The organism is Dactylosporangium sp. NPDC050588 (genome assembly GCF_040654975.1).
GTDB classification, from domain to species: Bacteria; Actinomycetota; Actinomycetes; order Mycobacteriales; family Micromonosporaceae; genus Dactylosporangium; species Dactylosporangium maewongense.
Genome location: NZ_JBFAJA010000105.1, coordinates 1 through 23,529 on the forward strand (window position 1 = coordinate 1; position 23,529 = coordinate 23,529).

The window sequence follows — 23,529 nt, forward strand, 5'->3', positions numbered from 1 at the left end:
CCTCGCGGGCCTGCTCGACGGCCGCGTCACCGGCGGCGACGACCGCACCGCCCTCGCGGGCCTCCTTGACGGCCGCGTCACCGGCGGCGACGACCGCACCGCCCTCGCGGGCCTCCTTGACGGCCGCGTCACCGGCGGCGACGACACCGCCCTCGCTTCGGCGGCCGCCGTCGCGGCGCTGGCACCGCACGAGCGGGCCGAGCTGCGCCTGCGGGCCTGGCGGCGCGGCATCGCCGACCTCGGCGACCCGCCCGCCGACCCGGCGCCCGCGTCCGGCGGCCAGCGGGCGATGCTGTTCCTGGACCGTTTGGCCCCGAACGGCACCGCATATCTGACGACCGCGCACACCCGCCTCACCGGCCCCCTCGACGTGGCGCGGCTGCACGCCGCGCTCACCGCGGTGGTGCACCGCCACGAGGTGCTGCGCACCGTCCTGCGACTGCACGACGGCCACCCCGTCCAGGTCGTCCTGCCACCGGTTCCGGTGCCGCTGCCGGTGCACGACCTGACCGCCCTGGACCCCGCCGCCGCCGAGGCGGAGCTGCACCGGCTCGCCGCCGCCGAGGACCCGTTCGACCTCGCCGCCGGCCCCCTCGTGCGGGCCCGCCTGGTCCGGCTCGGCGGCGCCGACGCGGCGCTGCTGCTGACGTTTCACCACGCCGTCGTCGACGGCTGGTCCATCGGCGTGTTCGCGGCCGAGGTCGCCGAGCACTACCGGACCGGCGCCGCCCCGCCACCGCCGGTGCCGCAGCACGGCGAGTACGCCCGCTGGCAGCACGAGTGGCTGGAGGGACCCGCCGCCCGGGAGAGCCTCGCCCACTGGCGGCGGGAGCTCGCCGGCGTGCCGGACGCCCCGCTGCCCTACGACCGTTCGGCCCCCGCCCCGCTACCGCTGCGCGCCGGCACGCACCGCTTCACCATCCCCGCCGGGTGCCTCGACAACCACGACGCGACCCCGTTCATGGTGCTGGCGGCGGCGCTGCACGTGCTGCTCGCCGGATGGACCGGCCGCACCGGCGTGTGCTTCGGCACGCAGGTCGCCAACCGGCCGCACGACGAGGTCCGGGACCTCATCGGCTTCCTCGCCAACGTCGTCGTGCTCCGCGGCGACGTCACGCCGGACGAGACGTTCACGAGCCTCCTGGCGCGCACCGTTTCGCGGTCCCTGCAGGCGTACGAGCACCAGCAGGTGCCCTTCGACGCCGTCGTGCGCCACCTCGCCCCGGACCGGCCCCCGGGCGGCAACCCGCTCTTCCGGGTCGCGATGACGCTGCACAACACCCCGCCGCCGGTGCGGGAGGCGGGCCCGCTGCGACTGGACCCGCTCGACGCCGGCGCGCCGGCGCACGCCCGGCACGAGCTGGAGCTCGACATCCGTGCCGACGGCGGCGGGCTGCGCTGCGACGTCACCTACGCCGCGGACCTGTTCACGCCGGACAGCATCGAGCGGCTCGCCGGCACGTACCAGCGGATCCTGCGAACCGTCGCGGCCGACGCCACCGTGCGGGTCCGGGACCTCCTGCCCGCCGACCCCGTCCGCGAGACCGTCCGGGAAGTCGTCGCCGAGGTCCTCGGCCGCCCGGTGGACGAGACCGCGGACTTCTTCGCCCTCGGCGGCGACTCGCTCGGCGCGGTGCGGGTCCTCGACCTGATCCGTGCCCGCTGCGGCGCCGACGTGCCGCTCGCCGCCTGGCTCACCGGCGGGTCGGCGAGCGTGCTGCGCCTGGCGCGGCTGGCTTAGCAATTTCCCAAGCTCAAAGCCGGTCCAATGGTCAGGGTCGGCGGTGCCGCACGCCAGGCGCACCACCCAACGAGACGCACCGAGCGGCACGGCACAGGAGGCCTACGTGATCACAGCCGGGCTCAAATTCACGCAGAGCGGCGGCATCGCCCTGATCGACGGCGACCGTCTCGAGTTCAACATCGAGATGCAGAAGCTGGACAACAACTCCCGGTACAGCAACTTCGACGATCTGCAGCTGGTGCCACGCATCCTCGCCGACCACGGCTACCAGGTGTCCGATGTGGACCACTGGGTCGTCGACGGCTGGGACGGTGCCCGCAACGGCCACATCAAGGTGCAGACGATCGCCGGCGCCGTCGACCTGACCGTCGCGCCATACCGGGAGACGCCGGCCGTGCCCGACCCGGGCCGCCCCGCCCACCGCGGCGAGCTGAACATCGACGGCACCATCCGGCCGTTCACCAGCTTCGTGCACGTCGCCAGCCACCTGTCGGTCGCCTACAGCACCAGCCCGTTCGCGGTCCGGCAGGAGCCGTCGATGGTGCTCGTCTGGGACGGCGGCTGCTTCCCGCGTCTGTACTGTGTGGACGGACGCGGCCGGATCGAGCCCGGCGGCGAGGTCTTCCCGCTGATCGGTCATACGTACTCGATGGCGTCGCAGCACTGGGGCCCGTACGCGCGGCGGGACAAGTCCCGCAACGTCGACGACCTGTCGGTGGCCGGCAAGCTGATGGCGTACATCGCCTACGGCAAGCCGAGCGACGCGGTGAAGGGCGTCCTCGCCGAGCGGTTCCACGAGCACTTCGAGGCCGACACCGACCGGGTCTGCAAGTACCGCGCGGCCATCATCGGCTGCGGCAGCAACGGCGAGCCGTCGCACGGCTACGTCCACGCGTTCCTCGACGACGTCGCCACCGACGTCGCCCGGCTCGGCGTCAGCGACGACGACGTGCTCGCCACCGTCCACGAGTTCCTCGAGGAACTGCTGATGGACCGCGTCACCGCGAAGATCCGGGCGTGGAAGGGCGACGAGCCCTGGAACCTGTGCTTCGCCGGCGGGTGCGCGCTGAACATCAAGTGGAACAGCGCCCTGCGCGGCCACCCGATGATCAAGGCGATGTGGGTGCCGCCGTTCCCCGACGACTCGGGCTCGGCGATCGGGACCGCCTGCGCGCACCTCGGCGTCACCGGCGGCCTGCGCGCCATCGACTGGCACGTGCGCTCCGGCCCGTGCCTGCTGCCGACGCCGCAGATCCCGGCCGGCTGGTCCGCCGCCCCGTGCAGCCCGGCGCAGCTCGGCCGGCTGCTGCACACCACCGGCGAGCCGGTCGTCGTGCTCAACGGCCGCGCCGAGCTCGGCCCGCGGGCCCTCGGCGGCCGCAGCATCCTCGCCGCCCCCGTCGACGCGGCGATGAAGGACCGGCTCAACGAGATCAAGCGGCGCGAGCCGTTCCGCCCGGTGGCCCCGATCTGCCTGGAGGAGCACGCCCCGGAGATCTTCTCGCCGGGCACCCCCGACCCGTACATGCTGTTCGAGCACGACGTGCGCCCCGCGTGGGTCGAGCGCATCCCGGCCGTGCTGCACCTGGACGGCACCGCCCGGCTGCAGACCGTGAGCCCGGCGCAGGACCCCGACCTGACCGAGATCCTCCGGGCGTACCACGAGGTCAGCGGCGTCCCCGTGCTGTGCAACACCAGCGCGAACTTCAACGGCAGCGGCTTCTTCCCCGACGCCGCCACCGCGATCGGCTGGGACAAGGTCGACCTGGTGTGGGAAGAGGGCACGCTCTACCGGCGAGCCAAGTGACCGCGCCGTCCACACTGCCGCCGGCATCGCTGCCGTCGCTCGACGACGCCGCGCTGCGGCACGTCACGCAGCTGCTGGACGAGCTGCGGGGGACCGTCCAGGTCGCCCGGTGCACCGGCGCCGCCGGGCGGGTCGACCGGATCGAGGACGCCCTCGCCCAGGCGCGGGCCGTGTCCGCGACGCTGCGCACCGCTTTGATCAGCGCCAGGGATCGGTCCGCCACCCCCTCGGACTGACCCCACCGGCGCACAGCAACGGGCCGGCACCCCGACTCCTCCCGTCGGTGGTGCCGGCCCGTTGGCCGTTCTACCGCTTGGCCGTTCTACTGCGCGGCGCGGGCCGCGACCGACTCGCGCAGGCTGCGCGGCCGCAGGTCGGTCCACACCTCGCCGATGCGGGCGAGGCAGGCGGCGCGGGTGCCGGCGGTGCCCTCGTCCCGCCACCCCGGCGGGTTCGTCATGTCCGACGGCATGATGGAGTACTGCTCCTCGTCGTTGCGCACCACGCGGAAGGCGTCGTTCATCGGGCGGCTCCTGTCGTCAGCGGATGGCGGTGCTCAGAGGGCGGCTGGGGACAGCTCGGCGATCAGCGCCGCCTCGACGACCGCGGCGAACGCGCCCGCCGTCTGGTGGTCCAGGACCGCGCGGACCGGCACGTCGATCTCCAGGGTCGCCTTCAACCGGGCGATGAGCTGGGTGATGAGCAGCGAGTGCCCACCGAGGTCGAAGAAGTTGTCGTCGAGGCCGACCTGGTCGACCCCGAGCAGCTCCGCCCACGTCGCGGCGATCGCCTTCTCCGCGGCCGTCGACGGCGCCACGTACGGCGGGCGGGCCGGCCCGTCGTCGCCGGGCTCCGGCAGCGCGCGGCGGTCCAGCTTGCCGTTCGCGGTCACCGGCAGCTCGTCCAGGGTCATGACGTGCGCCGGCACCATGTACGCGGGCAGCAGCGTGGCGACGTGCTCGCGGATGTCGCGCGGGTCCGGGTAGACGCCGGGCTCCGGCACGACGTAGGCGACGAGCTGCGCGTCCGCGCGGGCGCCGTGGACCGCGGCGACGGCGGTGGCGATCCCGGGCAGCGTCGCCAGGGCCGCCTCGACCTCGCCGAGCTCGATGCGGAACCCGCGGACCTTCACCTGCTGGTCCTGCCGGCCGAGGAACTCGATGGTGCCGTCCGCCCAGTACCGGGCCCGGTCGCCGGTGCGGTACAGCCGCGCGCCCGGCCGGCCCGACAGGTGGTCGGGGACGAACTTCGCCGCGGTGAGCTCGGCGTCGCCGTGGTAGCCCAGGGCCAGGCAGTCGCCGCCGATGAACAGGTCGCCGGGGGCGCCGACCGGGGCGGGCCGCAGCGCCGCGTCCAGCACGTAGTAGTGCGCGTTGGCGATCGGGCGGCCGTACGGCACGCTCGTCCACGCCGGGTCGACGGCGCCGACGGGGAACGAGTTGGACCAGATCGCCGCCTCGGTCGCGCCGCCGAGCGCGACGACCTCGCAGCCGGGGAACGCGCCGCGGACCGCGTCCGGCAGGGTCAGCGGCACCCAGTCGCCGCTGAGGAACACCAGCCGCAGCCGGCTGGCGGTGGTCGCGGCGCGCAGCGCGAACAGCGGCTCCAACTGCTGCAGCGCCGCCGGGGCGGAGTCCCAGAAGGTGATCGGCTCGCTGTCCAGGACGGTCAGCAGCCGCTGCGGGTCGCGGACCTCCGCGTCGGAGGCGACGCGGATGCTGCCGCCGGCGGCGAGGACGCCGAAGATGTCGTACACCGACAGGTCGAAGCCGAGCGAGGTGACGAACAGGACCCGGTCGGCGGGACCGACCGCGTGCGTCTCGTTGACCCAGTCGATGAGGTTGACCACCGGGGCGTGGGTCAGCACGACCCCCTTCGGCGTGCCGGTCGAGCCGGACGTGAAGATGACGTACGCGACGTCGGTGTCGACCGCCCGGCGCGGTGCCGGGGCGTCGGCGGCGGGCTCGGCGAGGGCCCAGGTGTCGTCGGGGCCGAGGCCGGGCGCGCCGAGCCACAGCACCTCCCGGACCGCCGGCACCGCCTCGGTGACGGCGTGCACGGTCGGCAGCGCCGCCGGGTCGGTGAGCACCACCGGCACCCGCAGCGTCCGCAGCAGCCCCCGGATGCGCTCGACCGGCTGCGCCGCGTCGACGGGGGCGTAGGCGGCGCCGGCTTTGAGCACGCCGAGCAGCGCCACCACGGTCTGCACCGTCCGGGACAGGTGCAGGGCGACGAAGTCGCCGGGGCCGACCCCGGCCGCGGCGAGGCGGCGCGCGAGGCGGCCGGCGGCGGCGTCGAGCTGCGCGTAGGTCAGCCGGTCCGCGCCCTGCAGCACGGCGACCGCGTCGGGGGTGAGGGCGGCCTGCCGCTCGAACAGCTCGTGGATGCAGCGGCCGGCCTCCCGGCCGGTGGTGGTCGCGTTCCACTGCCGCACCGCGCGGTGCCGCTCGAACCCGGACTGCGGGCCGACGTCGCGCAGCCGCGCGGTGACCGGCGCGGCGGCGACGGCGGCGAGGAGCTGGCTGGCGTGCACCAGCAGCAGCCGCACGTCGGCCTCGGTGAGCAGGTCGGCCGGCGCGCTCAGCCGCAGCCGCCCGCCCGGCCCCGCCAGGTCGGCCTGGAACAGCACCAGGTCCGCGGGGTCCGGCACCGGCCGGCCGCAGCGCACGAGCGACGTGCTGTGCGGCAGCTGCGAGGCGGGCACGCCGGCGTGCCGGACGTTGGCCGCGTACTGCTCGGCGGCGTCGCGCAGGTGCGCCGACAGCAGCCGCGCCGGGACGGGACGGACGCGGACCGGCACGGGCTCGGTGGTGTCGCCGTCGACGAGCGCGCCGTGCACGACGTCGTCGGCGCCGGCCTGGACGGCCAGCAGCAGCCCCCACGCGGCCACGACGAGGTCCTCGGCGCGCAGGCCGAGGCGCCCGGCGGAGGCGGTGAGCGCCGCGGTCTGCGCGGGATCCCAGGCCACCGACGCGGCGTGCACGGTGCCGGGCCGCCGGACCTGCCGCTGCGGCGTCAGTGTCGTCGGCTCCTCGAAGCCGTGCAGCAGATCCCGCCAGTACTGCTGAGCGGTGGGTAACATCAGTCAGTCTCCTCGTCCGTGAGTTTCCTCAGGCCGGTGGCGATGCCGAGCAGGGGGTCGAGGACGACCGGACCCCCACCGTGCGCCCGCCGCCAGCGGGTGACCAGATGCATCTCGGTGCAGCCGGCGATGACGCCCTGGCAGTCGAAGCGGTCCGCGAGGCGCTCGAAGCGCTCGACCAGCTCCGCGCCGACCGGTTCGCGTTTCAGCCGGTAGAGCAGGTAGTGGATCTCGTCCTGGGCGTCCGGCGGCGGGACCACGACCCGGTGCGCGACCGCCGGCCAGTGAGCCGAGCGTTCGAACGTGCGGGCCTTGCGGGTGCCGGTCGTCGCGAGCATCAGGAAACGCCCCTCGCCCGCCACGTCCAGCTCGGCGAAGACCGCGTCGACGACGGAGATCAGCCGGGCCCGCAGGCCGGGGTCGAGCCGGTCGATCAGGTGGTGCGCGGTGACACACGTCATCACCACCCGGGTCGCGCCGAGCCGCACCAGCGCCTCGATGCGCTCGGAGACGAGCCGGGTCAGCTCCTCGGTGCGCCCTGACAGGATCGCCTCGGTGCGGTCCGGCATCGCCGGGTCGGAGTCGAGCAGGCAGCGGGGCAGCTGCTGCTCCGCCGCCGGCGCGACCTGCTCGACGGCGACCTCGTAGACGGTCTGCAGGAACGCCGCCGAGGCGAGCGGGCCCATGCCCCCGAGGACGCCGAGGACCGGTGCCGCTGTCACCACAGGGTGTGCAGGCACGCGAGGAGGCTGCGGGCCTCGACGTTGAGGCAGTTGCCGAAGCGCAGCAGCGTCATCAGCTGGTGCACGGTGAGCCACATGAAGTTCGGCGGCGGCGTCACCGGGAACGTGTCCTCGACCTCGATGACCTGGTAGCGGTTGAGGGCGTGCAGGAAGCGGCCGCCCTCCTCCGACAGCCACGTGTCGAAGCGGATCTGCCGCTGCGGCGCGTCCAGCACGTAGTCGAGGAACTGCGGCCGGTGCGCCGTCGGCAGCGTCCGGAAGGTCTGCGGCGTGCAGTGCAGCGTCGGCGCGGCCTCCACGATGTCCAGCGCGCCCGCGGCCGGCCGGGCCTGCAGCAGGACGTGCAGCACGCCGTCGATGCGCCGGACCAGGAACGCCAGCCGGCCCGGCGCCGCCGGCCGCAGCAGCGGCTGCATCCAGGCGCCGACCTCGCGGTCCTTGGCGCGCACGTCGACGCCGACGATGCTGAAGTACCCGCCGGACAGGTGGGCGATCTCGTCGGCGCCGCGGTGCCAGCCGGCGGTGTCCAGCAGCGGGATGCGGCGCTGGGTGAGCTCGAAGCGGGCCTTGTTCTCCGTCAGCCAGCTGATCGCGTCGGTCACCGTGTGCACGGCGGACGCCTCCGGGTCCAGCGACCGGATCAGCGCGGACCGGAACGGGTCGTCGCCGCCGGTGTCGGACTCCGGCCGGGCGAACGGCATGATGGACAGCACCGTGCGGGCGTCCATGTTGACGACGTCGTCGAGCGCCAGCAGCTGCTGCACCTGCCCGACGGTCATCCAGCAGAAGCCGGGCAGCACCTCGATGTCGTCGTCGGCGTCGGCCTCGACGACGATGTTGCGGTTGCGCTTGTGCAGGAACCAGCCGCCCTGCTCCGACTGCAGCGAGTCGGCGACGACCCGGCCGCGCCGGGGCGCGACGAAGTGCTCCAGGTAGGGGATCGCCCGGCCCTGGTGCACCCGCGTGTAGTTGCTGCGGGTCGCCTGCACCGTCGGGGACAGCTGCACCAGGTTCCGGTTGCCCGGCTCCATCTTGGCCTGCATCAGGCAGTGCAGGACGCCGTCGAACTCCTTGACGAGGATGCCGAGGATCCCGATCTCGCGCTGCACGATGATCGGCTGCGTCCACGACGGCACCCGGAACGGCTGCAGGCCGACGTGCAGCCCCTCGATGGTGAAGAACCGTCCACTGTGGTGCACCAGGTTGCCGGAGTCCTCGGTGAACCGCCAGCCCTGCAGCTTGTCGAACGGGACGCGCTCCACGGCGTACGACTGCAGCTCCCGCTGCTCGCCGAGCCAGCGCAGGCACTCGTCGGTGGACCGGAACCGGCCCTGCGCCGTCGCCGACGCGGTGAACCGCTCGGCGAGCGACCCGCGGCCGTCACCGGCTCCGGGCTGGTCTCGGCGCAGATCCAGCAGTGAAGATGCTCGAGTCACGTGCCACCTCCTCGGTGCTGCCGTCGCACGGCTGCAGGGCACGGCGTGGCGACGATCTCCACCACGCCGACCGCACGCTACGACGCCGCCGCGCGCGTGGCTGTGGATGCACAGCACGACTGGTCGTCTTCACAGTCTTGGCCGCCCGCGGCGGCCCGATCCGGGCCTGCTCTAAGGAATCCACCAGGACCGGCGCTGTTAGAAACGGACCCATGAGCGTTCGGGGCCGTGCCTCCAGGAAACCGGTGTCGGCCAGCGACCGCTGGTGGCTCGCGCACCCGGACACCATCTCGCCGGTCATCCAGACCGTCGTGGAGGGCACCGGGTCGATCGACGCCGACGCGCTGCGCGCCGCCGTCACCACGGTGGCCGCGGCCTGCCCCGACACGGCCCTGCGGTACACCCGCAAGGCCTGGCTCGCCGGCGGCACCCCGCCGCGGGTCCGGGCGGTCGGCGGCACCGCCGACGGGGTCGCCGTCGCCGACGTGGCCGCCCTGCACGACCCGCTGCCGACGCCGGACGGCGCCTGGTGCGAGGTGCTGTACTGCCCGGGCGACCCGGCCGCCGTCGTCTTCCGCGCGTCCCACGCCGTCATGGACTGGCCGGGGATGGCGCTGTGGATCGCCGACGTGTTCCGGGCGCTGCGCGGCGAGAAGCCACTCGGCGCCGCCGACGACCTCACCGAGGACGACGTCTTCGCCCGCTTCCCGGCGCCGGAGCAGCAGCCGCCGAACCCGAAGATCGAGTGGACGTCGCCGCTCGGCCAGCCCACGGGCGAGAAGCGCACCGCCTGGGCCCGGCGGACCGTCGACGGCTACCACCGCGGCCTCGTCGCGCAGGTCGCCGCGGCGCTCACCGCCGCCTACGACCTGCCTGCGGCGCGCTTCGCGGTCGCGTTCGACCTGCGCCGGCACGTCCCCGGCGTCCGCAGCACCGGCAGCCTGTCGCAGGTCGAGCTGTTCGACTGCGCCGCCGGCGAGCCGTGGGAGGCGTTCCACGAGCGGGTCCTCACCGCGATGGCCGAGGGCCGCGAGGTCAGCGGCCGCATCGACTCCGGTCTGCTCAAGCTGCCCCGGCCGATCCTGCGGACGATGGTCAGGGCGATGGAGAAGAGCCCGCCGGAGAAGCGCCGGTACGCCTCCGCCACGGTGCTGGCGCACCTCGGCCGGATCGAGCCCGAGCAGCTGTGCACCGACGGGTTCGAGGCCCGCACCCTGTACCCGGTGCCCCTGCTCACCGCGGCGAGCCCGCCCGACCTGAACCTCGTCGAGTGCGGCGGCCGCACCGAGCTGACCCTGACCTGGCGCGACGGCCCAGGCAGCACGGAGCGGATGCAGGCCGTCCTCGACGCCGTCGCCGAGGCGCTGTCACCGGAAGAGATCCGGCGCTGGGACGGCAACGCGACGGACGAGCCGGCCGACCCGGCGACCGTGGTCCAGCGGCTGCGGCAGGTCGTCGCGAGCCGGCCGGACGCCGAGGCGCTGCGCTGGCCCGGCGGCCGCCTCACCTTCGCCGAGCTGGACGCCCGCTCCGAGGTCGTCGCGGCCCGGCTGCTGGAGCTCGGCGCCGGCCGCGGCTCGGTCGTCGGCCTGCTCGCGGACCGGTCGATGTGGGCGATCGCCGGCATGTGGGGCGTGCTGAAGGCCGGCGCCGCCTACCTGCCGCTGGACGTGCAGCACCCCGACGCCCGCCTGGCCGGCCTGCTCGCCGACGCCGGCGCGCGGGTCTGCCTGGTGCAGGGCGACTACGCCGAGCGGCCCGTCACCGGCCCCGGCTGCACCGTCGTGCGCCTGGACGAGCTGGCCACCGGCGGGGTGCCGCCCGTCGACGTCACGCCGGCCCCGGGCGACCTCGCGTACGTCATCTACACGTCCGGCTCGACCGGCCGGCCGAAGGGCGTGGAGATCGAGCACGCCGCCCTCGCCAACTACGTCGACTGGACCACCGCCCGCTTCGGCTGCGGCCCCGGCACCGCCTTCGCCGTGTTCACGTCGCTCGCCTTCGACCTGTCCAACACGGCGCTGTTCACCCCGATGCTCGCCGGCGGCACGCTCGTGCTGGTCCCGGACGAGCCCAACCACCTCACGCTGCGGCACCTGCTGGAGCACTCGGGCGCCGACACGCTGTCGCTGACCCCGTCGCACCTGGACCTGATCGGCCAGCTCGACGTGCGCCCGGCCGGTTTCAAGGTCCTCGTCGTCGTCGGTGAGCAGCTGCGCTCGGCGGTCGCGGCCCGGGCCCGGTCGATGTTCGGCCCCGGCTGCCGCGTCCTCAACATGTACGGGCCGACGGAGGCGACCGTCGGGCTGACGCTGCACGAGTGCGGCGAGGCCGACGACGCGGGCCCGGCGGTGCCGATCGGGCTGCCGATGGACAACTGCACCGTGCACCTGCTCGACCCGCAGCGGCGCTTCGTCGCGGCGGGGGAGACCGGGGAGATGTACCTCGGCGGCGCCCAGCTGGCCCGCGGCTACCGCAACCGCCCCGACCTCACCCGCGAACGGTTCGTGCACCTCGCCGACGGCACCCGCGTGTACCGCACCGGCGACCTGGCCCGGGTGCGCCCCGACGGCGAGCTGGAGTTCATCGGCCGCTCCGACGACCAGGTCAAGGTCAACGGCTACCGGATCGAGCCGGCCGAGATCGCCGAGGTCCTGCAACGCCACCCGGCGGTGCGGACCGCGGTCGTCGTCGCCCGGACCCGCCCCGGCGCCGAGCACAAGCAGCTGTACGGGTACGTGGTGCTCGAACCCGGCGCGGAGGCCGCCGACTGGGACGCGTTCCTCGGCGAGCACCTGCCGCGGTACATGGTGCCGACCGCGACGACCGTCATCGACGCCGTGCCGCACAACGCCAACGGCAAGGTCGACGTCGCCGCCCTGCCGGACCCGCACCGTCAGGAAGCGGCGCGGGTGGCCGCGGCCGGCGACGAGGTGCAGTCGGCGGTCGCCCGCATCTGGGCCACGACGCTGAGCCTCGGCGACACCCACCTCGACCCCGCGGCCGACTTCCACCACCTCGGCGGCAACTCGGTGCAGCTGCTCGCCATGCTCGCCGGGGTGTCCCGCGACGTCGTCGGCGCCGCCGCCGAGCGGGCGTTCATGGCCGAGCTCGGCCGCATCATCCGCGAACCCACGCTGGAGCGGGTCAGCGCCATCGCCCGCCAGGCCCGCGACGGGGCACTGGTGCCCGCGGCCGGCTGACCGATCCACCCACCAGCACGACCGGGGAGGCACCATGACCGCACTGACACTCAGCCGTGACAACGCCAGGGGTGCCTACATACTCACCGGCCCCGACGGGACCGTGCTCGGCTCGCTCGCCGCCGACCGCCGCTTCCGCCACGGCGAGACCGTCTCCGCCGCGGGCAGCGTCGCGGTGCACAGCGGCGGGCTGCGCCGCCGCTCGGCGTGCGCCGGCGACGAGGACGCGCCCGTGCTGCGGCTCGACCCGGACGGCAGCGTGGTTCCCGGCCTGCCCGGGGCGCGCTGGGAGGTGACCCGCGACCGGAGCCGGTTCACCGGCACGCTGAGCGCCGCCGGCGTGAGCGTCGTCGTCACCGTCCCCGCCGGCGGCAACGGTCCGCTGGACGCCGACGTGCGGGGCGACGTCCCCGGCTGGGACCTGGTCGTGCTCACCGCGGCGTTCGCGCTGCTGGCCCGCCGCCGCGCCGACACCATGCTCACCGCGGCGCTGGTCAGCGTCGCCACCGGCGGAGCCGGCCGATGACCGCGGACCTCCGGGACGCGGTGACGGCGCCCGCGGACACCGGCTACCGGCGGGCCGTGTCCGCGACCGACTGGTGGTTCGTCGCGCACCCGCGCCGGATCCCGCCGGTCATCCAGACCGTCGTCGAGGGCACGGGCACCGTCGACGTCGCGGCGCTCACCGCCGCCGTGGCGGCCGCCGGTGCCGCGAACCCCGGCAGCCGGCTGCGGCGGCAGGGACAGTGGTGGGTCGACTCCGGCCGCGCGCCAGGTGTACGGGTGATCGACGGTGGCACCGGCCCGATCGCCGGCGTCGCCGCCCTGCACGACCCGCTGCCGACGCCGGACGGCGCCTGGTGCGAGGTGCTGTGGTGCCCCGGCGACCGCCCGGCGCTGGTGTTCCGCGCCTCCCACGCCGTGATGGACGGCCGGGGCAAGGCGATGTGGATCGCCGACGTGTTCCGGGCCCTGCGCGGCGAGCCACTCGCGGGCGCCACCGGCACGGTCACCGACGGCGACGTCTTCGACCGGCTCGGCATCACCAACGCCGAGAGCAAGCCGGACGTGTGGTTCCCGTCGCCGCTCGGGCGGCCGGGCCGCGGCCGGCGCACCGTGTGGGCCAGGCGGACCGTCGACGGCTACCACCCGGCGCTGACGGCGAAGGTCGCGGCCGCGCTGCGGGACGCCTACGGCCTGGACACCGCGCGCTTCGCGGTCGCCTTCGACCTGCGCCGGCACGCGCCGGAGACCCGCACCACCGGCAACCTGCTGCAGACCGAGCTGTTCGACCTCGCGGCCGGTGAGCCGTGGGAGGCGCTGCACGAGCGGCTCCTCGCCGCGATGGCGCAGCGCCGCGAAGTCACCTGGCGGCTGGACCCCAACCTGCTGAAGATGCCCGTCCCGGCGCTGCGGACCCTGATCCGGTTCATGGAGTCCGGCCGCAAGGACCGGCACGCGTCCGCGACCGTGCTGTCGCACCTGGGCCGCGCCGACCTCGCCGAGCACTCCACCGCGACGTTCGAGGCGCGGACCACGTACCTGCTGCCGCTGCTCGCCGCGGTCAGCGCGCCGGAGGTCAACACCGTCGAGTGCGGCGGCCGCACCGAGCTGACCCTCACCTGGCGGGACGGCCCGGGCGTCAAGGAACGCATGGAGGCGGTCCTGGACACCGTCGCCGCGACGCTGGCACCACCCGCGCCGCGCCCCGCCGTCGTGGACGCCGCGCCCGGTTGGACCGTGGTCGACCGGTTCGCCGAGGTGGTCGCCGCGCATCCGGACGCCGTGGCGCTGCGCTGGCCCGGCGGCTCGATGACGTTCGCCGAGCTCGACGCCCGTTCCGACGTCGTCGCGGCCCGGCTGGCGGCCGATGGCGTCGGCCGCGGGGCGGTCGTCGGGCTCCTCGCCGACCGTTCCATGTGGACGATCGCCGGACTGTGGGGCGTGCTGAAGGCCGGCGCGGCGTACCTGCCGCTGGACGCCGGGCACCCCGACGCCCGCATCGCCGCGCTCCTGGCCGACGCGGGCGCGGCCGTGTGCCTGGTGCGCACGGCGGACGCGGCCCGGACCCCGGCCGGCTGCACCACCGTCGTCCTCGACGACCTGCCCGCGGACGGTGCCGACCCGGTCGCGGCGAAACCGTCCGGCGGCGACCTGGCGTACGTGATCTACACGTCCGGCTCGACCGGCGCGCCGAAGGGCGTCGAGATCGAGCACCGCGCCCTCGCCAACTACGCCGACTGGGCCGGCCGGGTGTTCGCCGTCGACCGGGACACGCACTTCGCGCTCTTCACCTCGCCGGCCTTCGACCTGCCGAACACGGCGCTGTTCCTGTCGACGCTCGCCGGCGGCACCCTCGTGCTGGTCCCCGGCGAGCCCAGCCACGTGACCCTGCGGCACCTGCTGGAGGAGTCCGGGGCCAACGCGCTGAAGCTCACCCCGTCGCACCTGGACCTCATCGGCCGGCTCGACGTCGCCCCCGCCGGCTTCCGCCTGCTGGTCGTCGGCGGCGAGCCGCTGCGCCCGGCCGTCGCCGCCCGCGCCAAGGCCCAGTTCGGGTCCGGGACCCGCCTGTTCAACCACTACGGGCCGACCGAGGCCACCGTCGGCTGCGTCGTGCACGCCCACCACGCCGGGCGCTACGACACCGCCACGGTGCCGATCGGCCGGCCCGCCGCGAACTGCGCCGTCCACGTCCTGGACGCCGACCGGCGCCCGGTCGCCGAGGGCGGGACCGGCGAGCTGCACATCGGCGGCGCCCAGCTGGCCCGTGGCTACCGGGGGCGGCCCGACCTCACCCGCGAACGGTTCGTGCACCTCGCCGACGGCACCCGCGTCTACCGCACCGGCGACCTCGCCCGGGTCCTGCCCAGCGGCGAGATCGAGTGCCTCGGCCGGGCCGACGACCAGGTGAAGATCGCCGGCCACCGGGTCGAGCCCGCCGAGGTCGCCGCGGCCCTGGAGGCGCACCCCGAGGTGCAGCGCGCGGTCGTCGTGGCCCGCCCCGCACCCACCGGCACCGGCAAGGTCCTGTGCGCCTACGTCGCCGCATACCCGGGCACCGACCTGGAGGCGCTGCGGGCCTTCCTGGCCGGGTCGTTGCCGCGGTACCTGCTGCCGGCCTCCCTGCACCGGGTCGACGCGTTCCCGCAGACCCCCAACGGCAAGATCGACCTGTCGGCGCTGCCGGCGCCGTTCGCCGGTGCCGCGACCGTGGACGAGGACGCCGACGACGTCCGCGACGCCGTGGCGAAGGTGTGGGCGAAGGTCCTGGACGTCGACCCCGGCCGGATCGACGGCGGCACCGACTTCCACCAGCTCGGCGGCGACTCGGTGCTGCTGCTGGCCATGCTCGCCGGGGTCTGCGACGAGGTCGTCGGCGCCGCCGGGGAGGCCGCGTTCATGGCCGAGCTCGGCCGCATCATCCGCCGGCCGACCCTCGACGGGGTCAGCGCCGTTGCCCGCGAAACGCTGCAAACCACAGATGAGGGGGCGCCGTGAGGCCGCTCGGAGAAAGCCCGGCCATCGAGGTGCGCGGGCTGCGCAAGCTGTACGGCGAAACGGTCGCGCTGCACGACATCGACTTCGAGGTCCACCGCGGCGAGATCTTCGCTGTCCTCGGACCCAACGGCGCCGGCAAGACCACCACCGTGGAGATCCTGGAAGGGTTCCGCCCGCGCGACGGCGGCACCGTCGAGGTCCTCGGCCAGGACCCGTTCCGGGCCGGCGAGGAGTGGCGGGCCCGCATCGGCGTGGTCCTGCAGACCACCGGCGAGTTCGAGGACCTCAACGTCGGGGAGGTGGTGCGGCACTTCGCCCGCTACTACCCCGACGCGCAGGACCCCGACGAGCTCATCGACCGGGTCGGGCTGACCGAGAAGCGCGACGCCCGCGCCTCCAAGCTCTCCGGCGGCCAGCAGCGCCGCCTCGACGTCGCGCTCGGCATCATCGGCCGGCCCGAGGTGCTGTTCCTCGACGAGCCGACGACCGGCTTCGACCCGCAGAGCCGGCGCGACTTCTGGCAGCTGATCCGCGACCTGGCCGCCGGCGGCACCACGATCGTGCTGACCACGCACTACCTGGAGGAGGCCGAGCAGCTCGCCGACCGGGTCGCGGTCATCGCCGGCGGCCGCATCGTCGACATCGGCGTGCCGCAGACCCTCGGCGGCCGCGACACCGAGGCCACCGTCGTGTCGTGGATGGGCCCCGACGGGCCCGAGACCGTGCACACCACCACGCCCACGAAGTTCGCCGCGGACCTGCACGCCAGGCTCGGCGGGGAGGCGCCCGGGCTCACCGTGCACCGGCCCAGCCTCGAGGACGTCTACCTGCAGATGATCGGCGCCGCCGGTACCGCGGCCGCCGCTGGCACCACTGTCGTGACCACGGAGGACCGATGACCGCCCTGACCGTCGCACCGGCCCGGCGCCTGCCCCGCGCCCGGCTGCGACGCATCGTCTCGCTCGGCCTCTACCGCGGCCAGCTGGAGCTGCTGCAGTTCTTCCGCGGCACCGAGACCGTGGTGTTCTCCCTGCTGTTCCCGGTCTTCGCGCTGGTCATCTTCAGCTCGATGTTCGACGGCGAGATCGCCCCCGGCGTCACCTACAGCGACTACCTGGTGCCCGGCATCATCGCGACGGGTCTCATGGTCACCGGCTTCCAGACCCTGGCCATCTCGATCGCGATCGAGCGGGACCGCGGCGGGCTGAAGCGGATCGCGGCCACCCCGATGCCCCGCTCGGCGTACTTCATCGGCAAGGTCATCATGGTGCTCGTCACCAGCGTCGTGGAGACCGCGGTGCTGATCGCGGTGTCGGTGCTGCTGTACGGCACGCACCTGCCCGGCACCGCCGACGCGTGGTTCACCTTCGGCTGGGTCAGCATCCTCGGCGTCACCGCCTGCGCCCTGTGCGGCATCGCGCTGTCGTCGCTGCCCCGCAACAGCCGCTCCGCGCCCGCGGTCGTCGCGCCGTTCGCGTTCGTGCTGCAGTTCATCTCCGGCGCCGCGCTCGTCTTCACCGACCTGCCGGCGTGGCTGCAGTGGGTCGCGTCGGTCTTCCCGCTCAAGTGGATGTGCCAGGGCCTGCGCTCGGTGTTCCTGCCCGACAGCTACGCCGCCCACGAGGCCGCGCACAGCTGGCAGCTCGGCTGGGTCGCGGTGTCCCTCGGCGGCTGGGTCGTCCTCGGCACGATCCTGTGCCTGGTCACGTTCCGGTGGACGAAGACCCGGGACGGTGGCTGATGGCGCACATCGCCTTCTTCACCCCGCCGTCGGCGGGCCACCTCAACCCGACCCTCGGCCTCGCCGCCGAGCTGCTGCGCCGCGGCCACCGCGTCACCTACGCCACCACCGCCGAATACGCGGCCCGCGCCGGCGAGGTCAGCTCCGACGTCGTCGAATACGAGGAGCGTTTCGCCGGCGACTTCCGCTCCTTCCAGTTCTCCGGCCGCAGTCTCGTCGACGCCATGGCCGCCAGCCTCGCCGAGACGGAGGCGCTGCTGCCGGTGCTGCGCGACGCGTTCCCGCACCCGCCCGACGCCGTCGTCTACGACAACGCCGCCTGGTGGGGCCGGCTGCTCGCCGCCGAGTGGAAGACCCCGGCCGTGCAGGTCTCGCCGATGCTCGTCTCCAACGACCACTGGTCGATGAGCGAGCGGTACACCAAACTCAGCGCCCTGCAGCCGAGGCTGTGGCTGTTCCTGGCCCGCCTCGGCGGCTTCCTGCGCAAGCTCGGCACCGACGTCACCCCGAAGCAGCTGCTGACCGGCGACGGCGCGCCCCGGCGGGTGGTGTTCATCCCGCGGGAGTTCCAGTTCCGCGGCGAGACGTTCGACGACACCTACCGGTTCGTCGGGCCCTGCCTGTTCGAGCGCAGGTTCCTCGGCACCTGGGAGCGCGCCGACGACCGCCGGCCGCTGATCCTCGTCACCCTCGGCACCATCTACAACCAGAACCCGCAGTTCTTCCGCACCTGCATGGACGCGTGCGCGGACCTCGGTGGGCACGTCGTCATCGCCGTCGGCGACGGCGTCGACCTCGACGCGCTGGGCACCCCACCGCCCAATGTGGAGCTGCGGCGGTTCGTCGCCCAGCTGCACGTGCTGGAGCACGCCGACCTGTTCATCACCCACGCCGGGATGGGCAGCACCATGGAGGCGCTGTACCACGGCGTGCCGATGCTCGCCGTGCCGCAGATGGCCGAGGAGCGGGCGAACGCCGACCGGATCGCCGAGGTCGGCGCAGGCCGGGTCCTCGCCACCGACGGGCTCACCGCGCCGGCGCTGCGCGCCGAGATCGAGCGGATGCTCGCCGACACCGCGATCCGGCGCCGGGCACTGGAGCTGCGCGACGCCACCCGGGCCGCCGGCGGTGCCGTCGCGGCCGCCGACTGCGTCGAGGCCTCGCTGCAGCCGGCCACGGCTATCCACTGAACCCCCGAGAGGACTGGGCCACCATGACCGCAGCACCGCCGGAGCCGCAGCGCGTGGCGCTGCCGGACGACGGCCGCCTCGTCGCCGTCACCAACCCGCAGGACGTCCTGGTCTGGCCCAGCCTGAGCGAGGACTCGCCCTACGCCGACGGCGTCGCCGGCCTCGGCGCCGGCGACGTCGTGATCGACGTCGGCGCGCACATCGGGCTCACCGCCCTGTACTTCACCGACAAGGTCCCCGGCGTGCGGGTCCTCGCCTTCGAGCCGGCCCGCCGCACCAACGCGTGCCTGGCCGACAACGCCGCCCGGCTGATGCCCGGCGTCCGCGTCTTCGACGTGGCGCTCGGCGCCGAGCCGGGCACCGCCGAGCTGACGTTCCTGCCCAACCACACGATGATGGCGACGATCGTCAGCGACGACGCCGACGACGACCGCAACATGACCGCGGTGCTGCGCAACTTCGGCGTCGACGGCGAGGCGAGCGAGCAGTTCTGGCGGGAGTTCCGCGAGGGCGCCGAACGGTACGAGGTCCGCGTCAGCACCCTCGCCGAGGTCCTGGACGAGGCGGGCATCACCGAGGTCGGCCTGCTCAAGATCGACGTCGAGCGCGGGGAGCTGCCGGTGCTGCGCGGGCTGCGCGCCGAGCAGTGGGCCGGGGTCCGCCGGGTCGTCGCCGAGGTGCACGCCGTCGACGGCAACCTCGACGCCGTCGTGGAGCTGCTGCACGCGCAGGGCTTCAGCACCAAGGTGTTCCAGGAGGACGTCTTCGTCGGGGGCAGCGTCCACATCGTCTCCGCGGCGAGGCCGGGCGCATGACGGTCCGGTTCGGCATCCTGGGCTGCTCGTCGGTCGCCCGGCGGCGCAGCATCCCGGCCCTCGTCGCACACCCCGGCGCCACCCTCACCGCGGTCGCCAGCCGCGACCCGGAGAAGGCTAAGGCGTTCGCCGCCGAGTTCGGCTGCGACGCCACCGGCTACGACGAACTGCTGGCCCGCGACGACGTCGACGCGGTCTACCTGCCGCTGCCCACCGCGCTGCACGTGCCGTGGGGCCTGAAGGTCCTCGCCGCCGGCAAGCACCTGCTGCTGGAGAAGCCGTCGGCGACGTCCGCCGACGGTGCCCGCCAGCTCGTCCGCGCCGCCACCGAACGCGACCTGGTGCTGCGGGAGAACTTCACGTTCCCGCACCACGCCCAGCACGCCACGGTCGCGCGCCTGCTCGCCGAGGGCCGGCTCGGGCAGCTGCGGTCCTTCAGCGGCGCGTTCTGCTTCCCGCCGCTGCCCGCCACCGACATCCGCTACGACGCCGGCCTCGGCGGCGGCAGCCTCCTGGACGCCGGGGTCTACCCGATCCGCGCCGCGCAGCTGCTGCTCGGCGACGACCTGACGGTGGCCGGCAGCAGCCTGCGCGTCGACGGCCGCACCGGCGTCGACGTGGCCGGGCACGCGCTGCTGGTCTCCGCCGCCGGGGTCCTCGCCGACGTCAAGTTCGGCTTCGAGCACACCTACGGCGCCTCGTACACCCTGTGGGGCAGCGCCGCCAGGCTCACCGTGGACAAGGCGTTCACGCCCGTGGCGACCTGGCAGCCGGTGCTGCGCATCGAGGAGCAGGACCACAGCGAGGAGCTCGTCCTGCCCGCCGGCGACCAGTGGTCCGCCGCGATCGCCTCGTTCACCGCGGCCGTCACCGCCGGCCACGGCGCCGGCCACCCGGCCGAGGCGGCCGGGCTGCGGTCCATGGTGCGCACCATGGAACTGGTCGAGGACGTCATCCGCACCGCGAAACGCGTTGCGGCTTAAGGGTTCTCCTAGAGATCGTCGTCGGCGCCGCTGCGACCTGTGACGGCGCACCATACTTCGTCTGCAGAAGTCGACGCCGCCGCACGGACGTGCCGCAGCGGCGGCCGGGACGCGACTGGTGTCGCTCGCCGGCGCGGCGAAAGGGAGGCTGACTTGCCGTCCACCGATCAGAGCCCCACGTTCCGCCGGGCGGTGTCGCCCGTCGAATGGTGGATCGCGGCGCACCCGCGCGGCACCGTGCCGGTGCTGCAGGTCGCGGTCGAGGGCACCGGTGCGCTCGACCCCGGCCGGCTCGCCGAGGCGGTCGCCGCCGCGTCGGACGCCTGCCCCGGCACCCGCCTGGCCCGCAAGGGCCGCGAGTGGGTCGACACCGGCCGGCCGCCCGCGGTCCGCACCGCGAAGGCCGGCGGGGTGCCCGTACACCGGCTGCCGGAGGTGCAGGAGCCGCTGCTGCACCGCGGCGGCCCCACCTGCGAGGTGCTGCACGTCGAGGGCCCCACGCCGGCGGTCGTCTTCCGCGCCTCCCACGCCGTCATGGACGCCGGCGGGGTGCTGCTGTGGGCGGGCGACGTGTTCCGGGCCCTGCGCGGCGAGCCGCTCGTCGGCGCCACCGACACCGTCACCGAGTCCGACCTGCTGCCGCCGCTGACGCAGAAGCCGACCCCGCCGGGGCTGCAGTACCCGGCGCTGCTCGGCGGGCGCGCCCCCGGCAAGGAACGCCGCACCCTGTGGCTGCGCCGCAGCGTCGACGGCTACCACCCCGGGCTCATCGCCCGCCTGGCCACCACGATCGCCCCGCTGTGCGGCGACGGCGACGCCCAGTTCGCGGTGCCGGTGAACCTGCGCCGGTACGCCCCGCAGACCCGCTCCACCGCCAGCCTCTCCCACAGCCTGCCCTTCACCGTGCCGGCCGGGCAGGACTGGGAGGCGACCCACGAACGCCTCCTCACGATGCTCGCCGAGGAGCGCGACGCGCAGGCCCGCCTCGACCCGGCGGTGCTGAAGATCCCGCAGCCGGTCCTGCGGCTCATCAACGGCGCGCTGGAGAGCAAGGCCACCAAGCAGAACCGGTACCCGTCGCACGCGTCCCTCGCCCACCTCGGCCGGGTCGACGTGGAGGAGTTCAGCACCGCCTCGTTCGCCGCGACCGCACTGTACTCGCTGTCCAGCAGCCCCGCCGGCGGCCCCGTCGAGCTCGACGTCGTCGAGTGCGCCGGGCACACCGAGATCACGCTCAGCTGGCACGACGGCCCCGGCATCGAGGAGAAGGCGACCGCGCTGCTGGACCGGATCGAGGAAGCCCTGTCCCCGGCGGCGCTGCGGACACCGCCGACCGCCGGGCTGCCTGCGTTCGCCGCGCCTTCGACGCCAGGCACCGTGCTGCCGGCGTTCGCCGCGCAGTGCGCCGCCACCCCCGACGCGCTCGCCGTCAGCGGCCCTGACGGCGACCTCACCTACGCCGAGCTTGACCGGCGCTCCCGCGTCGTCGCCGCCGCCCTGCGCGACCTCGGCATCGGCCGGGAGGACGTGGTCGGGGTGCTCGCCGACCGCACCGCCGCCGCCGTCGCCGCGATCTGGGGCGTCGTGCGGTCCGGCGCCGCGTACCTGCCCCTCGATGTGCAGCACCCCGACGCCCGCCTCAACGACATCCTCACCGACGCGGGCGCGCCGGTCTGCCTCGTGCAGCGCCCACACGACGCCCGGACCGTCGTCCCGGCCGGTTGCCGCACGGTGCTGCTCGACGAGCTGACCGGCGAGCCGCCGGCCGGCTGGACCGAGCCCGCCACCGAGCCCGGCGACCTCGCCTACGTCATCTACACGTCCGGCTCGACCGGCCGGCCCAAGGGCGTCGAGATCGAGCACGGATCGCTCGCCAACTACGTCGCCTGGGCGACCCGCTCGCTCGGGGTCGACGCGTCGACCCGGATGCCGCTGCTCACCTCGTTCGCCTTCGACGTCTCGTGTACGTCGCTGTTCCTGCCGCTGCTGGCGGGTGGGTCCGTGCTGCTCCCGCACGGCGAGCTCAACCACGCGACGCTGCGCTCGCTGCTCACCGACGGCGCGCCGACGGTGCTGACGATGACGCCGTCGCTGCTGGAGCTCATCGGCGAGCTCGACGTGCGTCCCGGCACCGTGCGGGTCGTCGCCGCCGCCGGCGAGGTCCTGCGCCGCAGCGTCGCCCTGCGGGCCCTCGACATGTTCGGACCCGAATGCCGGGTGATGAACCTGTACGGCCCGACCGAGGCCACCATCGAGTGCCTCGCCCACACCTTCGACCCCGCCACCGACACCGCGGCCGGGGTGCCGATCGGGCTGCCGCCGGACAACTGCACCGCGCACGTCCTGGACGCCCAGCACCGCTTCGTCGCCCCCGGCGAGGCCGGCGAGCTGTACGTCGGCGGCGCGCAGCTGGCCCGCGGCTACCGCGGCCGGCCCGACCTGACCCGGACCCGGTTCGTGCGCCTCGCCGATGGCACCCGCGTCTACCGCACCGGCGACATCGTCCGGGTCACCGACGCCGGCGTGGTCGAGTTCCTCACCCGCGCCGACGACCAGGTCAAGGTCCTCGGCAACCGGATCGAGCCGGCCGAGATCGCGCAGACCCTCGAGGACCACCCGTCGGTCAGCCGGGCCGCGGTCCTCGCCCGCAGCCGCCCCGGCGGCGACCACAAGCTGCTGTGCGCCTACGTCGTCGGCACCGCGCCCGACCCGGCCGAGCTGCAGGCGTTCGTGGCCGAACGGCTGCCCCGCTACATGGTGCCCGCCACCGTGACCGTGGTCGAGGAGCTACCCCGGACCGTCAACGGCAAGATCGACGTGCGGGCCCTTCCGGACCCGTTCGCGGGCGCCGACGAGCCCCCGGCCGACCACTCCGACCGCGACGACGTCACCCGCGCCGTCGCCGCGATCTGGGCCGCGACGCTCGGCGCCGACCCCGACCGGCTCGCCGACGACACCGACTTCCACCAGTTCGGCGGCGACTCGCTGCTGATGCTGTCGATGGTCGCAGCCGTCTGCCGCGACATCGTCGGTGCCGACGCCGAGCCGCTGTTCATGGCCCGGCTCGGCGAGATCGTGCGGGAGCCGACGATCGCCCGGGTCGCCGCCATCGCCCGCGCCGCCCTCTCGCCGACCCCCACCGGAGTGTCGCAAGAACCGGCGACGCGGCCCGGCGCGGAGCTGCCGGCCGAGGCCGTCAGCGCCTGACGCCGGACCCCGACCGACCACCCAGCGCCGACCAATCACCATGTGCCGCCCGGCCGCCGGGCGTCCGCACGCTGTCA

General features: G+C 74.6%; 16 protein-coding genes. 12 read left to right on the forward strand and 4 right to left on the reverse strand.

Annotated elements, in window-relative coordinates:
- From AB0I21_RS48945 to AB0I21_RS48955, 3 genes are all read left to right on the forward strand, one after another.
- Window positions 1-1,741 (forward strand): condensation domain-containing protein (locus AB0I21_RS48945; RefSeq protein ID WP_360571580.1); only part of this gene is annotated, 1,741 nt, incomplete at its 5' end.
- Window positions 1,742-1,847: 106 nt separating this feature from the next.
- Window positions 1,848-3,551 carry a carbamoyltransferase N-terminal domain-containing protein gene (locus AB0I21_RS48950; protein ID WP_360571582.1) on the forward strand — a complete coding sequence of 568 codons (1,704 nt, stop codon included), beginning with the start codon at window positions 1,848-1,850 and terminating at the stop codon, window positions 3,549-3,551.
- Complete coding sequence (locus AB0I21_RS48955) at window positions 3,548-3,787, forward strand: hypothetical protein (RefSeq protein WP_360571584.1); 240 nt, start codon at window positions 3,548-3,550, stop codon at window positions 3,785-3,787. The genes AB0I21_RS48950 and AB0I21_RS48955 overlap by 4 nt, the downstream gene beginning before the upstream one ends.
- Before the next feature lie 86 nt (window positions 3,788-3,873).
- Here the strand turns inward: AB0I21_RS48955 and AB0I21_RS48960 are convergent, their stop codons facing one another.
- Genes AB0I21_RS48960 through AB0I21_RS48975 form a run of 4 tightly spaced genes read right to left on the reverse strand, consistent with a single transcriptional unit; the run spans window position 3,874 to window position 8,812 of the window.
- The gene (locus AB0I21_RS48960; RefSeq protein ID WP_360571586.1) at window positions 3,874-4,074 is read right to left on the reverse strand and encodes an MbtH family NRPS accessory protein; all 201 of its coding nucleotides are present in this window, start codon (window positions 4,072-4,074) and stop codon (window positions 3,874-3,876) included.
- 33 nt (window positions 4,075-4,107) lie between these two features.
- A complete protein-coding gene (locus tag AB0I21_RS48965) occupies window positions 4,108-6,633 on the reverse strand; it encodes an amino acid adenylation domain-containing protein (RefSeq protein WP_360571588.1) in 2,526 nt (841 codons plus the stop codon).
- Window positions 6,633-7,373 (reverse strand): amino acid racemase, encoded by a 741-nt coding sequence (locus AB0I21_RS48970; RefSeq protein ID WP_360571590.1) that lies wholly within the window; start codon window positions 7,371-7,373, stop codon window positions 6,633-6,635. Before AB0I21_RS48970 ends, AB0I21_RS48965 begins: the two co-directional genes overlap by 1 nt.
- The gene (locus AB0I21_RS48975) at window positions 7,352-8,812 is read right to left on the reverse strand and encodes an NDP-hexose 2,3-dehydratase family protein (protein ID WP_360571592.1); all 1,461 of its coding nucleotides are present in this window, start codon (window positions 8,810-8,812) and stop codon (window positions 7,352-7,354) included. Before AB0I21_RS48975 ends, AB0I21_RS48970 begins: the two co-directional genes overlap by 22 nt.
- Before the next feature lie 212 nt (window positions 8,813-9,024).
- Here AB0I21_RS48975 and AB0I21_RS48980 point away from each other — a divergent pair, with 212 nt between their 5' ends.
- From AB0I21_RS48980 to AB0I21_RS49020, 9 genes are all read left to right on the forward strand, one after another.
- Window positions 9,025-12,015: an amino acid adenylation domain-containing protein gene (locus tag AB0I21_RS48980; RefSeq protein WP_360571594.1), complete on the forward strand. Its 2,991-nt coding sequence runs from the start codon at window positions 9,025-9,027 to the stop codon at window positions 12,013-12,015.
- Between the two features lie 34 nt (window positions 12,016-12,049).
- The gene (locus AB0I21_RS48985) at window positions 12,050-12,541 is read left to right on the forward strand and encodes a hypothetical protein (protein WP_360571596.1); all 492 of its coding nucleotides are present in this window, start codon (window positions 12,050-12,052) and stop codon (window positions 12,539-12,541) included.
- A complete protein-coding gene (locus AB0I21_RS48990; protein WP_360571598.1) occupies window positions 12,538-15,516 on the forward strand; it encodes a non-ribosomal peptide synthetase in 2,979 nt (992 codons plus the stop codon). The genes AB0I21_RS48985 and AB0I21_RS48990 overlap by 4 nt, the downstream gene beginning before the upstream one ends.
- Complete coding sequence (locus tag AB0I21_RS48995) at window positions 15,513-16,415, forward strand: ABC transporter ATP-binding protein (RefSeq protein ID WP_360571600.1); 903 nt, start codon at window positions 15,513-15,515, stop codon at window positions 16,413-16,415. The genes AB0I21_RS48990 and AB0I21_RS48995 overlap by 4 nt, the downstream gene beginning before the upstream one ends.
- Window positions 16,412-17,257 carry an ABC transporter permease gene (locus AB0I21_RS49000; protein WP_360571602.1) on the forward strand — a complete coding sequence of 282 codons (846 nt, stop codon included), beginning with the start codon at window positions 16,412-16,414 and terminating at the stop codon, window positions 17,255-17,257. The genes AB0I21_RS48995 and AB0I21_RS49000 overlap by 4 nt, the downstream gene beginning before the upstream one ends.
- A complete protein-coding gene (locus tag AB0I21_RS49005) occupies window positions 17,257-18,447 on the forward strand; it encodes a macrolide family glycosyltransferase (protein WP_360571604.1) in 1,191 nt (396 codons plus the stop codon). Before AB0I21_RS49000 ends, AB0I21_RS49005 begins: the two co-directional genes overlap by 1 nt.
- Window positions 18,448-18,470: 23 nt before the next feature.
- The gene (locus tag AB0I21_RS49010; protein WP_360571606.1) at window positions 18,471-19,262 is read left to right on the forward strand and encodes an FkbM family methyltransferase; all 792 of its coding nucleotides are present in this window, start codon (window positions 18,471-18,473) and stop codon (window positions 19,260-19,262) included.
- On the forward strand, window positions 19,259-20,245 hold the full coding sequence (locus tag AB0I21_RS49015) for a Gfo/Idh/MocA family oxidoreductase (protein WP_360571608.1): 987 nt from the start codon (window positions 19,259-19,261) through the stop codon (window positions 20,243-20,245). The genes AB0I21_RS49010 and AB0I21_RS49015 overlap by 4 nt, the downstream gene beginning before the upstream one ends.
- A 153-nt stretch (window positions 20,246-20,398) precedes the next feature.
- Window positions 20,399-23,452, forward strand: a complete 3,054-nt coding sequence (locus AB0I21_RS49020) for a non-ribosomal peptide synthetase (RefSeq protein ID WP_360571610.1) — start codon at window positions 20,399-20,401, stop codon at window positions 23,450-23,452.
- Window positions 23,453-23,529 lie beyond the last annotated feature (77 nt).